The organism is Actinopolymorpha pittospori (genome assembly GCF_014873875.1).
Lineage (GTDB): Bacteria > Actinomycetota > Actinomycetes > Propionibacteriales > Actinopolymorphaceae > Actinopolymorpha > Actinopolymorpha pittospori.
Genome location: NZ_JADBEM010000001.1, coordinates 6,462,093 through 6,476,138 on the forward strand (window position 1 = coordinate 6,462,093; position 14,046 = coordinate 6,476,138).

Consider the following 14,046-nt stretch of genomic DNA (forward strand, 5'->3'; position numbering starts at 1 on the left):
CATGAGGAGAAGGAGCGACATGGCGAAAGGACAGGCGGCGAAGGGGGCTTCGACGGAGGGGCCGGCGGCGAACGAGGCGTCGGAGCGCGTTGAGGCGACGGCCAGGAGCGGGGCGGGGCTGGCAGCGCCAGGCGCGAGGAGAGGGGCGGCGCGCGACGTGGAGCGCTTCCGGTCGGTGGGACGGTTTCGGATCGACCCGCCGCTTGGCCGGGCGGAGTTCGAGTATCTCGCCGCGTTCGCCGAGAGTCGTCGCTGGCGCCGAACCGATGGCCCCTACGTCGTGCCCGACAACCCCCTCGCGGAGTGCCTCGACCCAGCGCTCGACCTGGCGCGCTACAGCGAGCCCGCCGACGGCCAGCCTGGCCTGTGGTGCCCGTGGGCGCCCGGTGACACCGGCCGCGCGCTGGTACCAGTGGCCGACGTGGCGGGCGGCAACGGGCTGCCGCCTGAGGAGACCGCGCACTGGCTGAGCTATCTGTGCGACCACTTCCTCCGCCCGGGCGCGCTGGCGCAGCGCTCCGGAGAGGCCCGGCAGCGGTGGTTCACTGGGTTCACCTTCGATCACGTCCTGGACGGGGCGGCCGCCGTGTCGGGGGAGTGGAGTGGTGAGCTGACCGTGATCAAGGTGGTCCGCAACTCCCTGTCGACGGAGGTTCTCGCGCCCTGAGCCTGGGGCCGTGTCGGGTCCGTCGGCGAGACGGTGCTCGCGAGGCCGTTTCGCCCGCCTGACGGGTGCTCCTGCGCGACGGGATCGCGACGGACCGTGCCGGTTGATCTCGCATTCCGGCGACTTCGGAGGGTGTCCGCGCCGACTGCTACCGTCGCCGCCGAACCTCTTTGCGAGGGCTGTCACGAACGACCGTTTCCGGCGTGTTCGCGACGGCTTGTCGCGGGACTTTCCGGGCGATGGGGCAGGTAGTCGATGCGACGTGTGCTCGCGGCAATGGTGGCTGTCGCCGCCGGTGGGGCACTTCTCGTCGGATGTGGCAGTGACGCGATGGAGCCGTCCGGACTCCCTTCGGAGTCGTCCACGCCTTCTCCGACACCAACCACGGCTTCGCCGACGCCGACCCCCTCCGCCACCTCGTCGGACCCGACCGCCTTCGTTCACCAGTACGTCGAGGCCGCCAACCGGGCCCTGACCAAGGGCGACGTCGACCAGATGGCCGCGCTGAGCGGGCCCAACTGCGCGTTCTGCTCGCAAACCGCCACCTCGATGAAGACCTTCTACGCCAACGGCGGGTCCTACGAGGGCGACGCCTCATGGCATATCGACGAGCTGGGCAAGCCGAACGGCACCGATCCGGTGAGCATCTCGGTCTACATCAAGGTGAAACCACACAAGGTGATCTCGAAGCGTGGCGCTTCGCCCGAGCCCGAAGAGGGTCGGACCCTGTTGTTTGACTTCACACTCGCGAAGGGGAACGGGCAGTGGAAAGTCAAGGACCTCGTCGTCAACTGAGCGGTCGCCGGAGACGCGTCACCGGCGCGCTGTCGGGAGCGTTGCTCGTCCTGGGTCTGCTGCTCTTCGGAGGGCCAGGAGTGGTCGGGACCGCCCTCGCCGAGTGCAAGATCGGTGACGGCGGCAAGTGGGAGTGTGGCGGCGGAGACGACGGCCCCGGCGGTCCACGCGGCCCGCAGGGTCCACGCGGACCTGGTGGCCCGGACAACCCCAACCCGCCGCAGCGGGTTCCGTACGACACCTACGCGACTCCCGCGTGCCTGTCGAACGGCCCGCCGCCCAACGACCCCAACGCGATGTGCGGCAACGCCTCGATGGCATGCCAGGCCCAGGGTCAAGAGGGCATCATGATGCGTTACTACATCCAGTGGGAGCAGAACGGCCCGTGGGAGCTCGTCGCCACGCGCTGCTCGGGCGCCGACGACCCGGAGGACCCGCCCGCTCCGCCGCCCGTGACGGCCGCGCAGGTGGAGGACTGGCTGGTCGATGGCTGGCTGCCGGCTTCGAACGCCGGGGTCAGCCCTGGAACCGGTAGCACACTGATCGACTTCCCGACGATCTTCTACGCCGACGGCGACACCACCTACGAGGCGGTGCGTGAGGTGCCCGACGGTACCGGCCGTCAGGTGCGTGTGGAGGGTCATGTCACCGGATACGTCTGGACGTGGGGCGACGGCAGCGAGCAAACCCACACCGACAAGCCCGGCAAGCCGTACTCCGGATCGACCAACGACGACGAGTACCTCACGCACTCCTACGCGGCGACCGGTGGTTACACCGTCCAACTCGCCGTCCAGTGGACCGGCACCTTCCAGGTGACCGGGGAGACGGTGCCTGTTTCGGGTGGAGGCAACTTCGACGTCACCGTGGACCGCGGGGAAGACGCCCAGGTCAACGTGGTGGAGAAGACGGACGTGCTGTCGCGCAAGTGACGACGGACAACGACACCGAGGGCCCCGGACGTGCGCGAGCGGTTCCGGGGCCCTCGCGTGTCGGTCGGGACGGTCAGAGGTAGGGAGGCCGGCGCCGAGGCGCGGGATCCGCGAGACCGTCGTTCGGCTCCTCCCCATACGCCGGCCACGTCAACGGCGTGTAGGGCGCGAGGTCGGGATCGTCGCTGGCGAAGGTGCGGACGGGGCCCGGTGGTGTCTCGGCGGTCTCGAACCGAACCGTCACCCGGCGTTGACCCGCCCCCCACACCCAGCCGCGGCCGTAGTCGGTGTGCGCGACGTCCTGGCCGGGCGACCAACGTCGTGGCGGCTCGACCTCCTGGATCGGTGACGCGGCTGTTTCGGTGCTTTGGAACGTCGTCGCTCCGCGGTCGCCCTCGGCGTTCTCGGCCTCCACGGCGTCCTTGGAGTCCTTGGCGTCCGTCGCCTCCTCGCCCATGCCGGACGCGAACAGGTCTTCCTGCACCCAGTCGGCCAGGCCGGAGACCCCGACGCCGAGCAACCGGACACCCGCGGACGTGTCGACCTCGGTGAGGAGGCGGCGAGCGAGTCGGAGGACGACGCGAACGTCGTCGGTGGGGCCGGCGAGGGTCGCCGACCGGGTGTAGGTGGTGAAGTCGAACAGGCGGATCTTCACCGTGACGGTCCGCCCGGACAGGCGCTCGCGGATCAGGCGTTCGCAGACTCTGGTGGCGAGACGGTCGACGTGGGCCGTGAGCAGGGCCGGGTCGACGATGTCCCGCTCGAAGGTGTCCTCGGCGCTCACCGACTTCGACTCCCGAAGAGGTACGACCTCGCGGTCGTCCTCGGCCCGGGCCAGGCGGGCAAGAGAGTGGCCGTGCGCCTGCCCGAGGGCCGCGACGAGATCGCTCTCGGCCGCCCTGGCCAGCTCTCCGACCGTGTGGATGCCGACCCGTCGGAGACGCTCGCCCGTGGCGGGTCCGACACCGGGGATCCGAGACACCGGCATGGGGTGTAGCAGGTCGGCTTCGGTGCCGGCCGCCACGACGAGCAGGCCGTCGGGCTTGCGGAGGTCGCTCGCGATCTTCGCGACGAGCTTGGACGTGCCCGCCCCGACCGAGGCGGTCAGGCCACCGGTGACCGACCGGACGCGTTCCTTGAGCTCGTGGGCCCGCCGTTCGATCGCCGCGGGGGAGAGGTCGGCGGAGGGACCGGCGGCGAGGTCGACGTAGGCCTCGTCGAACGAGACGGGTTCGACCAGGGGGGAGAGCTCGCGAAGGGTCGCCATCACGGCTCGGCTGGTCATGCGGTAGGCCGCGAACCGTCCGGACAGGTAGGCGGCGTGCGGGCAGCGCGCCCGAGCCTCGGCGGTCCGCATCGCCGATCGCACGCCGAACTTTCTCGCCTCGTAGGACGCCGTCGCGACGACGCCTCGCACGCCCACCCCGCCGACGATCACGGGCTTGCCGCGCAAGGAGGGCTTGTCACGCTGCTCGACGGCCGCGAAGAACGCGTCGAGGTCCAGGTGGATGATGCTCGGTTCCCTGCGCACCGGAACATCCTCGCAACGACGGGGGACAGGCCGCGTGGGCCCGGCCGGTTGCCAGCTTTTCGTCCACAACCGACGCGACGGCGGCTTTGTCCCCAGGGCGGCCTCGGTCAGGGGCCGGCCGCCCGGGCGGCTGACACGCTCGACGGCATGAGCACACCAACGAGCACCGACCGCGTCACACTGCGTGCGCCCGACGACGTTCTGGCCAAGGTCCCGTTCCTGATCGGGTTCCATCCGACGGAGAGCCTGGTGGCGCTGGCCTTCGGCGACGCCCGGCAGCTGAAGTTCGCCACCAGGATCGACCTGCCCGCCTCGACCGACGGAGACGCGGTCGCCGACATGACACGCCGGCTGGTCAGCCTCCTGTGCGCCCGCAGCACCTGCTACTGCGTGCTGGTGGCCTACACCGCGTGCCGGGAGGATGCCACGCCGATCCTGCGGACGGTCCTGGCGTCGTTCGGGGACGCCGGCATCTCGGTGCTCGACGCGCTCGTCGCCGACGGGCGGCGCTGGTGGTCCGACGTGTGTGCGGACCTCACGTGCTGCCCGCCGGAGGGGCGTCCCTACGACCTGAGCCGGCACCCGGTGACCGCCAGGTCGATCTACGGCGGCGAGGTGGCCCTCGCCGACCAGGAGGCCCTCCGTGGGTCCCTCGCCGCGCCCTCTGGACCCGCGCGGGCGGCGATGGAGGCGACCATCCGTCGGGTCGAGGCCGAGGTCTCCCCCGAGGGGGCGAGCGACCGCGTGGAAGGTGGCGTGCGGGCTGCCGCGCTCGGCCCCGACTCGGAGGTGGCCGTCGTCCAGTCCCGCGCCGCCTTCGTCGGTGAGCTGCTGCGGGCACATCGACCGGGCGGTCACAGGGCTTCCGACGAGGAGATCGCCCGGGTCGCGGTCCATGTCGCGGATGTGGCGGTCCGCGACGAGGTCTGGAGCTCCATGACGGCCGCATCCGCCCCTGCGCACGTGGCCTTCTGGACGGAGGTGGTGCGACGGGTGGTCGCGCCCTACGACGTCGCGCCCGCGGCCCTGCTGGCCTTCGCCGCCTGGCTCCACGGCAAGGGCGCCCTCGCCCGCTGCGCACTCGAGCGCGCGCACGCGAGCGATCCGGGATACACGATGGCTCGCCTCATCGAGGACCTGCTCCTGCGCGGAGTCCCGCCCGAGGTGTGGACGCCGCCACACCAGGCGTGCTGAGTGTGCACTGGTCGGGTGGGTCCGCTGTTTGCGTCTCGCCCCGATATCCGCTGGAATCGGACCACGCCCAGGTCGGCCGCCCCTTGGCGACAGATGGGTTTCGATGCGACGCTCCCAGCAGGACCCGTGGGGAGGAGCGCGATGGGTCAGGACATCAAGCCCCGGAGCTTCAGCCGCGAAGATCGAACTCGGTTCCGTGACGCGTTGCGGAGCTGCGCGGAGGCGTTCCAGCAGATGCGGGACGAGTCCAGGTTCGACGCTCGGCGACCCTTCACAGGGTTCGAGATCGAGTTCAACCTCGTCGACGGGCGCAGCGACCCCTCGCTCACCAACGGTGAGGTGCTCGCGGCGATCGGCGACGAGGCGTTCCAGACCGAGCTCGCGCGCTACAACATCGAGATCAACGTCGAGCCCCGCCTGCTGCGCGACGGGGCGCTCAAGGACTTCGAGGACGATCTACGCGCCCGGCTCAACGCGGCCGACGCGAAGGCGCGGGAGCTCGGTACACGTCTCGTGATGATCGGGATACTGCCGACCGTGACCGCCGAGCACGTGACCGCGGAGACGCTTTCGCCGAAGACCCGCTACCAACTGCTGAACGAGCAGATCATCGCCCAGCGCGGGGAGGACATCCGGATCGCCATCGAGGGTGTCGAGAAACTCGAGCTCACCACCGACTCGGTGACGCCGGAGTCCGCCTGCACGAGCACGCAGTTGCACGTCGAGGTGAGCGAGGACGGCTTCGCCCCCTACTGGAACGCCGCGCAGGCGATCGCCGGGCCGCAGGTCGCGATCTGCGCCAACTCTCCTTTCCTGTTCGGGCGCGAGCTGTGGCGTGAGACGAGGATCAAGCTCTTCGAACAGGCCATCGACACGCGGTGCGCCGAACTCGCCGAACAGGGTGTGCGACCTCGCGTGTGGTTCGGGGAGCGCTGGATCAACTCCGTGACCGACCTCTTCGACGAGAACCAGCGATACTTCTCACCGCTGCTGCCGGTGTGCGGGGACGACGATCCGCTGGAGGTGCTCACCCAGGGCGGCACGCCGAGCCTCGAGGAGTTGTGCCTGCACAACGGCACCATCTACCGCTGGAACCGCCCTGTCTACGACGTCGTGGACGACCGGCCGCATCTGCGGATCGAAAACCGCGTGCTGCCAGCCGGCCCGACGGTCGTCGACACCCTTGCCAACGCCGCGTTCTACTTCGGACTCGTGCGCCGCCTGGCCGTGGACGAACGGCCGTTGTGGTCGCGGATGTCGTTCGACGCGGCCACGGAAAACTTCCTGCGCGGTGCACGGCACGGCATCGTGGCGGAGCAGTACTGGCCCGGCTCCGGATGGATCCAGGCAGCCGAACTCGCGCTCCGCAAGCTCATCCCCCTGGCCCACGAAGGGCTCGACGACTGGGGCGTCGACCCCACCCAGCGGGATCGCCTCCTGGGTGTCATCGAGCAACGCTGCCTCTCGGGCCTGAACGGCGCGGTCTGGCAGTCCACGGTCTTCCACCGGCTGTACGACGACAGTGGCCTCTCCCGCCTCGACGCGCTTCGCGGCGTCACGGCTCGCTATGTCGAGCACATGGCCACCAACGCGCCCGTCCATACCTGGCCGATCGACTGACCCTCCGGTCACTTGTGGCGCACACCTAGTTGCGCCCGATTTTCGATGAGACGCAACCGTTGAGTGTTGTGAGACGTCACAAATATTGAGAGGGGGTTGATCATGCCCAACCAGCGTTTCGCCATCCCTGGCGGCCGTCGCGCCGTCGTATTCGAGTCCTTCCGAGACTGGCACGAGCTCGCGGCCTGCCGTGGCGAGCCGTCCGAACTTTTCTACGGGCCGGAGGGGGAGAAGCTTCCCCAACGTCTCGTACGCGAGAAGCGCGCACTCGAGATCTGTGGCCGGTGTCCGGTCCGTGTCGAGTGCCGAAGCCATGCCCAGCGGCGCCCCGAAACCTATGGCGTCTGGGGAGGCACCACCGAATCCAGTCGATCCGCCGCCCGACGAGCCTCGGCCGTACGCGAGTCCGCCTGACTCGCGCCTGACCTGCGTGCGACCGCGCCCACGTCCGGGCCCGGTCCGGGCCTCAGGTCCGGGCCCCAGGTCCGGGGCAGGTTCGAGCCGGCCGCACGTCCAGCCCGCACGACCCGGCCCGCACGACCCGGCTCGTTCCCTGTCGATTCCCGTATCAGATCCGAACCTCTCACGTCGCGGAGCCGTCGCCGCGTGCGTGGTCGCGCGGCTGGCGGCGCCGCGGCTGTGGGGGCCGGAGTCGGGGTACGACGATCGGGCGCGTGGCGGCGGGCACGTCGAGCCAACCGGTGCGGGTGGCGACGTACACCGGAGCAGGCCGCACACCCGTGATGCCGCACGCCACCAGCCAGGCGCGCCACCAGGCCAGGTCGCCGTCCACGCACTCGAGTGGGTCGGGACGCACCACCAGGAGTGTCGCCAGCCAGTACCCCGCCTGCTCGTCGGTCAGCCCGGTTCCCATCGATCTCGAACCGGTGCCGGCCACCGCAAGCAGCCGGTCCAACCCCGCGAGGGCGAGGTCGACCCGCAGCGCGTGGTCGGGTTCACCGGTCGCCGCTGTGAGCAGGTCGGGGGACGGATCCCCGGCCGGGGCGCCGTCCGGGCCGAGGAGCAGGACCCGCGCCGCCGCGGGGAACACCCGCCGGCGCGTCTGGGCGCGCAGGATCCACACCGACGCCGTGAGTTGCCTCACCAGCCTCGGATGCGGCCCCACGGCACCAGGTGGCTCGGTCGGCGGTGGTGGCTCTGGCGGCGGGCTCAGGCTGGGCTGAGGGGGCGCGGAGTGTGGGGCCTGGCAGGGCGACACAGGGTCTTGACCGGGCTGGTGGGGCACTTGCGGCGTCATGGCAGCACCCTGCCGGGGGCGCAAGATCCTCGGTGGTCGTCATCCACAGCCCAACGTGTAGTAGCGTCCGGCCCCAGGTCCTGCTCAGCTTCTGGTCCTTGGAGGTGCATCGATGACGGCGATTGTCGTCGGTTACGTCGACAAGCCAGAGGGCCGCGCCGCCCTCCAGCGTGCCGCCACCGAGGCGAAGCTTCGAAGAGCCAGGTTGGTGGTGGTCAACGCACAGAGTTCGACCGACACGACCCCCGCCGCCGATGAGGCGTTGGCCGCCGTGCGGGCCGAACTCGACGCCGAGGGCCTCGCGTCCGACGTGCGCGAGCCCGGTGCGGGCGGCGACCCCGCCGAGGACCTCATCTCGACCGCGGAGGAAGTCGACGCCGACTTCATCGTGATCGGGCTGCGCAAGCGCTCACCGGTCGGGAAGCTGATCCTCGGCAGCAACGCGCAGCGGGTCCTGCTGGACGCCTCCTGCCCGGTCCTGGCGGTCAAGGCCGAAGCAAGCGGATGAGCCTCCTCGCCCACTACCCTCAGCGGGTGGGGTGACACCCGCAGGCGGAGTGGGCCGCCGTGCCGGCTCGGGCTACCCCGGGCCAAGGCGACAAGCGAGGACAACGAGATGGCCATCACGATCACCGGTGACGCGGCTGCCGACGCCGAACTCGAGAACAACCCGTTCGCGCTGCTGGCCGGCATGTTGTTGGACCAGCAGTTCCCGATGGAGCGCGCGTTCGCGGGCCCTCATCTGCTCGCCACCCGACTCGGTGGCTCGTTCGACCCGGCCGAGGTCGCGGCGTACGACCCGGAGGACTTCGCGGCGCTGTGCGCCGGCCCGCCGGCCGTGCACCGGTTCCCCGGATCGATGGCGGCGAGGCTGCAGGCGCTGGCCCGCTACGTGGTCGAGGAGTACGACGGCGACGCCGCCCGGATCTGGAGGGTCGACTCCGCGAAGGAGCTCTCGGCCCGCCTGCTGAACCTACCGGGCTTCGGGCCGACCAAGGTGACGATCTTCCTGGCACTGCTGGGCAAGCAGCTGGGTGTCCGGCCGACGGGCTGGGCGCAGGCGGCGGACGGCTACGGCGAGGAGGGCGTCTTCCGCAGTGTGGCAGATGTCGTTGACGCGGATTCGCTTGCGAAGGTGCGGGCATACAAGCAAGAGCAGAAGCGCTCGGCGAAGGCCGGGCGTTGAGATAGCGGTAAAGCAGGCATTTGGAGACCGACGTATGCTGGAACATCGAGCATCCGGGCCCGACCGCGTGAGGCGCACTCGTGCCGCAACGTCATTCTGACCGAACCAACCAGGTGCCATGCGTGCGTCTGGCCGGGAACGTGTCAGAATGTGCTCTTGCGAAAATGCCCGGTGTCCCGGTCACTCTCACCACTGGTACGACGAGAGGAAGGTCGTGTCGTCCCGCACGTCCCGGTATGCCCCACTTCTTGACAGCCCGGAAGTCCAGCGACTCGTCGACCAAGGTCGCGAGCGCGGGCACGTCACCGCCGAGGAGGTGCGCGGCGCGTGTGAGGAAGTCGGTATCGACAAGACCCAGTGGGCGAATCTGCTGCGGTACCTCGGTGAGGAAGGTGTGACCGTGTCGGTCGACTCCACAACTCAGACCACCCGCAAGCGGGTCGCGGCCGCTGCCTCGCGCCGCGCCGCCGCGGTGACCCAAAACGCCGCACCCCCCGCGAAGCGGCCAAGTGCCGCCCCGACGTCTCGTACCGTCCAGGACGGGTCATCCGGGCCGAAGATCGCCCGGCCGACAGAGGCCCTGGGCGAGACGTCTCCCCGACTGGCCGAGGCAGGGGTCGAAGTCGCCGTCGAGGCCGACGAGACCTCGGTCGCCCCCGTCAAGCCGGCCGCCAAGCGCGCCGGCGCGAAGGGCGCCAAGAAGGCCGCCGCCGGCGCCAAGGTGAAGAAGGCGGGCACGGGGAAGTCCGACGACGGTGACCCCGAGGGCGAGGGCGAGATCGACGTCGATCTCACCGCGGAGCTCGAGGAAGAGGGCTTCGTCCTCTCCGAGGGTGACGACGCGGACGAGCCCGAGCAGCAGGTCCTGGTAGCGGGTGCGACCGCCGACCCGGTGAAGGACTACCTCAAGCAGATCGGCAAGGTCCCCCTGCTGAACGCCGAGCAGGAGGTCGAGCTGGCCAAGCGGATCGAGGCCGGCCTGTTCGCGGAGGAGAAGCTCGCCGCGGAGTCGGGCCCACCCCTGGCCGAACTCCTGACCGAGTTCGAGTGGATCGCTGAAGACGGCCACAAGGCGAAGAACCACCTGCTGGAGGCGAACCTCCGACTGGTCGTGTCGCTGGCGAAGCGTTACACCGGCCGCGGCATGCTCTTCCTGGACCTGATCCAGGAAGGCAACCTGGGTCTGATCCGCGCGGTGGAGAAGTTCGACTACACCAAGGGCTACAAGTTCTCGACGTACGCCACGTGGTGGATCCGGCAGGCGATCACCCGGGCGATGGCCGACCAGGCACGCACCATCCGTATCCCGGTGCACATGGTCGAGGTGATCAACAAGCTCGCCCGGGTCCAGCGGCAGATGCTGCAGGACCTCGGCCGGGAACCCACTCCGGAGGAGCTGGCCAAGGAACTCGACATGACCCCGGAGAAGGTCATCGAGGTCCAGAAGTACGGCCGGGAGCCGATCAGCCTGCACACCCCGTTGGGTGAGGACGGCGACAGCGAGTTCGGTGACCTGATCGAGGACTCCGAGGCGATCGTCCCGGCCGATGCGGTGTCGTTCACCCTCCTGCAGGAGCAGCTCCACGCGGTCCTCGACACCCTGTCCGAGCGCGAGGCCGGCGTGGTCTCGATGCGGTTCGGGCTGACCGACGGGCAGCCGAAGACGCTGGACGAGATCGGGAAGGTCTACGGCGTGACCCGTGAGCGGATCCGCCAGATCGAGAGCAAGACGATGAGCAAGCTTCGCCACCCGAGTCGTTCGCAGGTGCTGCGCGACTACCTCGACTGATCGTGAGGGGACCCGTACCGACCGTGGTACGGGTCCCAGCCATTTTCGCCGGAACCGCAGGAGCAGGTACCATTTCGATTGCTTGACGCATGTGCGCCCCGTACTCCTCGACCGGAGTACGGGGTTTTTGGCTTTGCTGGCCACCCTCGCATTTCGGTCAGTCCGCGCGCTGACGCCCACCTGGGTGTCGGCTCGACCTGAAGGAGAAGTCCGTGGTCGCTAGGAGCAGCATCGGGGTGTCCCAGGCATCGGCGGTGGCGCAGCCGTCCGGGGCCGGGAGGTCGTCGGAGGCGACCAAGGCGGCCCAGAAGAAGTCGGAGGCGCCAGTGCGGTCGGCCGACGCGAAGGAGCCGCAGGAGCCGCAGGAGGAGGGCTTCGTCCTCTCCGAGGAGGACGACGCGGACGAGCCCGAGCAGCAGGTCCTGGTGGCGGGTGCGACGGCTGACCCGGTGAAGGACTATCTCAAGCTGATCGGCAAGGTCCCCCTGCTGAACGCCGAGCAGGAGGTCGAGCTGGCCAAGCGGATCGAGGCCGGCCTGTTCGCGGAGGAGAAGCTCTCCGCCGGCGCCGACGCGCTGTCGGTGCAGGTGGTGGGCGAGTTCGAGTGGTTGGCCGAGGACGGCCACAAGGCGAAGGACCACCTGTTGGAGGCGAACCTCCGGCTGGTGGTGTCGCTGGCGAAGCGTTACACGGGCCGCGGGATGGGCTTCCTGGACCTGATCCAGGAGGGCAACCTGGGTCTGATCCGTGCGGTGGAGAAGTTCGACTACACCAAGGGCTACAAGTTCTCGACGTACGCCACGTGGTGGATCCGACAGGCGATCACCCGGGCGATGGCCGACCAGGCGCGGACGATCCGTATCCCGGTGCACATGGTCGAGGTGATCAACAAGCTGGCCCGGATGCAGCGGCAGATGCTGCAGGACCTCGGTCGCGCGCCCACTCCGGAGGAGCTGGCCAAGGAACTCGACATGACCCCGGAGAAGGTCGTCGAGGTCCAGAAGTACGGCCGGGAGCCGATCAGCCTGCACACCCCGCTCGGGGACGACGGCGGGTCGGAGTTCGGCGACCTGATCGAGGACACCGAGGCCGTCGTACCGGCCGACGCGGTGGCCTTCCGGCTCCTGCAGGAGCAGGTCTACTCCGTACTGGAGACGCTCAGCGAACGCGAGGCCGGCGTCGTGTCCCTCCGGTTCGGGCTGACCGACGGGCAGCCGAAGACGCTGGACGAGATCGGGAAGGTCTACGGCGTGACCCGTGAGCGGATCCGCCAGATCGAGAGCAAGACGATGAGCAAGCTTCGCCACCCGAGCCGTTCGCAGGTGCTGCGCGACTACCTCGACCTCACCTGAGCGGGCGGCCGGGACTCCCGGCCTGGCGGCGGTGGCCAGGGCTCACCGCGGCGACGCGTTGAACCGCTCGCGCGCCAGCAGCGGCCTGATCGCGCGGGTGACCTCGCCGCGGGTGAAGTAGGTGCGGAGAGCGTCGTGCCGCAGGGCGTTGCCGATCGGGCCGAGCACCATCGCCTGGTCGAGTGCGAGGTAGCGCCGAGCGACCGTACCGCTTCGGACCGCGACGGCATCGTAGAAACCGCCTGGGCCGTAGGAGTCCAGGTTCTGCTCGAGCCTGGTCAGGTTGTCGATCGCCGCCTGCCGTGCGAACGGCAGGGCGAGGAACGCCGCGTGCGGGGTGACCACGCCGTCCCCGTAGGTCGGGGCCGGCTGGGCGGACCGACAGCCGTCGTAGCCCTGGTCGACGTTGGTTCCCTCGAGGTCGGACGGGTAGCCGGCCGGGTCCATACCCATGGCGTCGACGCCCCACACGCCGTAGCCCCCGCGGGGGTCGCTCGCGGGGGAGAAGCCCCAGTAGCCGTACTCCGCGTCCCGCAGGCCGTGTTCGATCTGGCCCTGCACATACGCCGGGTGGTTGAGCCCCCAACTGCGCGGACCCCAGCGTTCCTCGGGAACGAACATCGCCGGCATCAGTGCCTCGAACATGTCGCCGCCCCAGCTCGGGACGAACCTCGACCCGCGGTACTGGAACGCGCCCTCGAACACCGGCACGCCGAGGTAGGTCGCGTCGAAGCCGATCGGCCGCTGCTCCAGCCAGGACCAGTCGCAGCTGGCGGGGAAGGTGCGGTAGGGCGCGAAGTAGTGCCGGGCGGGGATCTGGCCGAGGGCGATGCCGATGTAGCTGGCGATACGCGGCTCGGTGTTGAGGATGTCGTAGTGGTTGCAGGTGTACCAGACGTCGGGTCCGCGGTCGCGGTAGTTGTCGACGACCGAGCAGCCGGGTGGCTCCTCGTCCCAGAACCCGCCACGCAGGAGGCCGGCGGGGAAGTCCTCGCCGCGGGCGGTCGGGTTGTAGAAGAAGCCGAAGTCCATCCGGTCCAGCAGGGTCTGCGCCGCGTGGGACCGGGCCGGCATCGCCGACCGGACCACGAGGAGGGCCGCCGCGAGCCAGCCGTTGTCGACCGAGGACAGGAAGGGATGGACGACGGAGTTGTCCTCGGGCCAGGTACGCAGGACGGCACCCGTCTTCGGGTCGTACCAGTTGTAGAACATGCCCGAGGCCTCATGGACGTCCAGCCGGGCGAGGCCGCGCAGGGTCCGCTCGACCCGTTGGTCGGCCTCCGCGGCCGGGATGATCCCGAGGTCACGGGCGGCGACGGTGCTCCAGAGGTAGCCGCCGATGTTCGTCGGTGAGGTGTAGCCGCTGCGGGTGGCGGGGGACAGGTCGCCGCCGATGTTGTCGGCCGGGAATCCGGTGGCGGGGTCGACCATCGCCTCGAAGGAGGTCCAGGTGTCACGGGCGTACCGCATCAGGACATCCCGGTCAGATGGGACCGAAGCCTTCGGCTGGGCTTCGACCGCGCCGGCGGCGAGTGCCGGGGTGGCGGCGAGGCTGGACGCCGCGAGGACGAGAGCGATGGCGGAGCGCTTCCAGCGGAGCATGGGCTCCTCCTCGCCGGATGGCCGGCCGCTCGAGGGCGGAAAAACGCCTACATCGGCTGCGTAGAGGCTGAGTATCGCGGCGGAGCGCAGCTTCGGAAAGTAGTCGAGCGGAAACCGACC

12 protein-coding genes and 1 pseudogene are annotated in these 14,046 nt (G+C 69.8%); 10 read left to right on the forward strand and 3 right to left on the reverse strand.

The genetic code is table 11. The features are described 5' to 3' along the window. Positions 1 to 19: 19 nt before the first annotated feature. From HEB94_RS30190 to HEB94_RS30200, 3 genes are all read left to right on the forward strand, one after another. The gene (locus tag HEB94_RS30190; RefSeq protein WP_192753014.1) at positions 20 to 667 is read left to right on the forward strand and encodes a hypothetical protein; all 648 of its coding nucleotides are present in this window, start codon (positions 20 to 22) and stop codon (positions 665 to 667) included. A gap of 255 nt (positions 668 to 922) precedes the next feature. After that, the gene (locus HEB94_RS30195) at positions 923 to 1,462 is read left to right on the forward strand and encodes a hypothetical protein (protein ID WP_192753015.1); all 540 of its coding nucleotides are present in this window, start codon (positions 923 to 925) and stop codon (positions 1,460 to 1,462) included. Beyond that, positions 1,432 to 2,394 carry a hypothetical protein gene (locus HEB94_RS30200; protein WP_192753016.1) on the forward strand — a complete coding sequence of 321 codons (963 nt, stop codon included), beginning with the start codon at positions 1,432 to 1,434 and terminating at the stop codon, positions 2,392 to 2,394. The genes HEB94_RS30195 and HEB94_RS30200 overlap by 31 nt, the downstream gene beginning before the upstream one ends. Positions 2,395 to 2,467: 73 nt before the next feature. Here the strand turns inward: HEB94_RS30200 and HEB94_RS30205 are convergent, their stop codons facing one another. Beyond that, positions 2,468 to 3,925 (reverse strand): DNA polymerase IV, encoded by a 1,458-nt coding sequence (locus HEB94_RS30205; RefSeq protein ID WP_192753017.1) that lies wholly within the window; start codon positions 3,923 to 3,925, stop codon positions 2,468 to 2,470. A 147-nt stretch (positions 3,926 to 4,072) separates the two neighbouring features. Here HEB94_RS30205 and HEB94_RS30210 point away from each other — a divergent pair, with 147 nt between their 5' ends. The 3 genes from HEB94_RS30210 (at position 4,073) to HEB94_RS30220 (ending at position 7,153) form a co-directional block, all read left to right on the forward strand. After that, entirely contained in the window at positions 4,073 to 5,119 is a 1,047-nt protein-coding gene (locus tag HEB94_RS30210) for a DUF4192 domain-containing protein (protein WP_192753018.1), read from the forward strand. Between the two features lie 141 nt (positions 5,120 to 5,260). After that, entirely contained in the window at positions 5,261 to 6,739 is a 1,479-nt protein-coding gene (locus HEB94_RS30215; RefSeq protein WP_192753019.1) for a glutamate-cysteine ligase family protein, read from the forward strand. A gap of 102 nt (positions 6,740 to 6,841) precedes the next feature. Further along, positions 6,842 to 7,153, forward strand: coding sequence for a WhiB family transcriptional regulator (locus HEB94_RS30220; RefSeq protein ID WP_192753020.1), 312 nt, complete (start codon positions 6,842 to 6,844; stop codon positions 7,151 to 7,153). A 169-nt stretch (positions 7,154 to 7,322) separates the two neighbouring features. Here the strand turns inward: HEB94_RS30220 and HEB94_RS30225 are convergent, their stop codons facing one another. Further along, positions 7,323 to 7,844 (reverse strand): hypothetical protein, encoded by a 522-nt coding sequence (locus HEB94_RS30225; RefSeq protein ID WP_192753021.1) that lies wholly within the window; start codon positions 7,842 to 7,844, stop codon positions 7,323 to 7,325. 265 nt (positions 7,845 to 8,109) lie between these two features. Here HEB94_RS30225 and HEB94_RS30230 point away from each other — a divergent pair, with 265 nt between their 5' ends. The 4 genes and pseudogenes from HEB94_RS30230 to HEB94_RS30245 all read left to right on the forward strand — a co-directional run. After that, positions 8,110 to 8,505 carry a universal stress protein gene (locus HEB94_RS30230; RefSeq protein WP_192753022.1) on the forward strand — a complete coding sequence of 132 codons (396 nt, stop codon included), beginning with the start codon at positions 8,110 to 8,112 and terminating at the stop codon, positions 8,503 to 8,505. Positions 8,506 to 8,613: 108 nt separating this feature from the next. Beyond that, the gene (locus HEB94_RS30235; protein ID WP_192753023.1) at positions 8,614 to 9,183 is read left to right on the forward strand and encodes an HhH-GPD-type base excision DNA repair protein; all 570 of its coding nucleotides are present in this window, start codon (positions 8,614 to 8,616) and stop codon (positions 9,181 to 9,183) included. A 214-nt stretch (positions 9,184 to 9,397) separates the two neighbouring features. Continuing rightward, the gene (locus HEB94_RS30240) at positions 9,398 to 10,972 is read left to right on the forward strand and encodes an RNA polymerase sigma factor (protein ID WP_192753024.1); all 1,575 of its coding nucleotides are present in this window, start codon (positions 9,398 to 9,400) and stop codon (positions 10,970 to 10,972) included. Positions 10,973 to 11,262: 290 nt separating this feature from the next. After that, positions 11,263 to 12,324, forward strand: a pseudogene (locus tag HEB94_RS30245) (RNA polymerase sigma factor); the annotation flags it as partial. Positions 12,325 to 12,366: 42 nt separating this feature from the next. Here HEB94_RS30245 and HEB94_RS30250 read toward each other — a convergent pair. Further along, positions 12,367 to 13,926, reverse strand: coding sequence for a glucoamylase family protein (locus tag HEB94_RS30250; protein ID WP_192753026.1), 1,560 nt, complete (start codon positions 13,924 to 13,926; stop codon positions 12,367 to 12,369). Between the last annotated feature and the right edge of the window lie 120 nt (positions 13,927 to 14,046).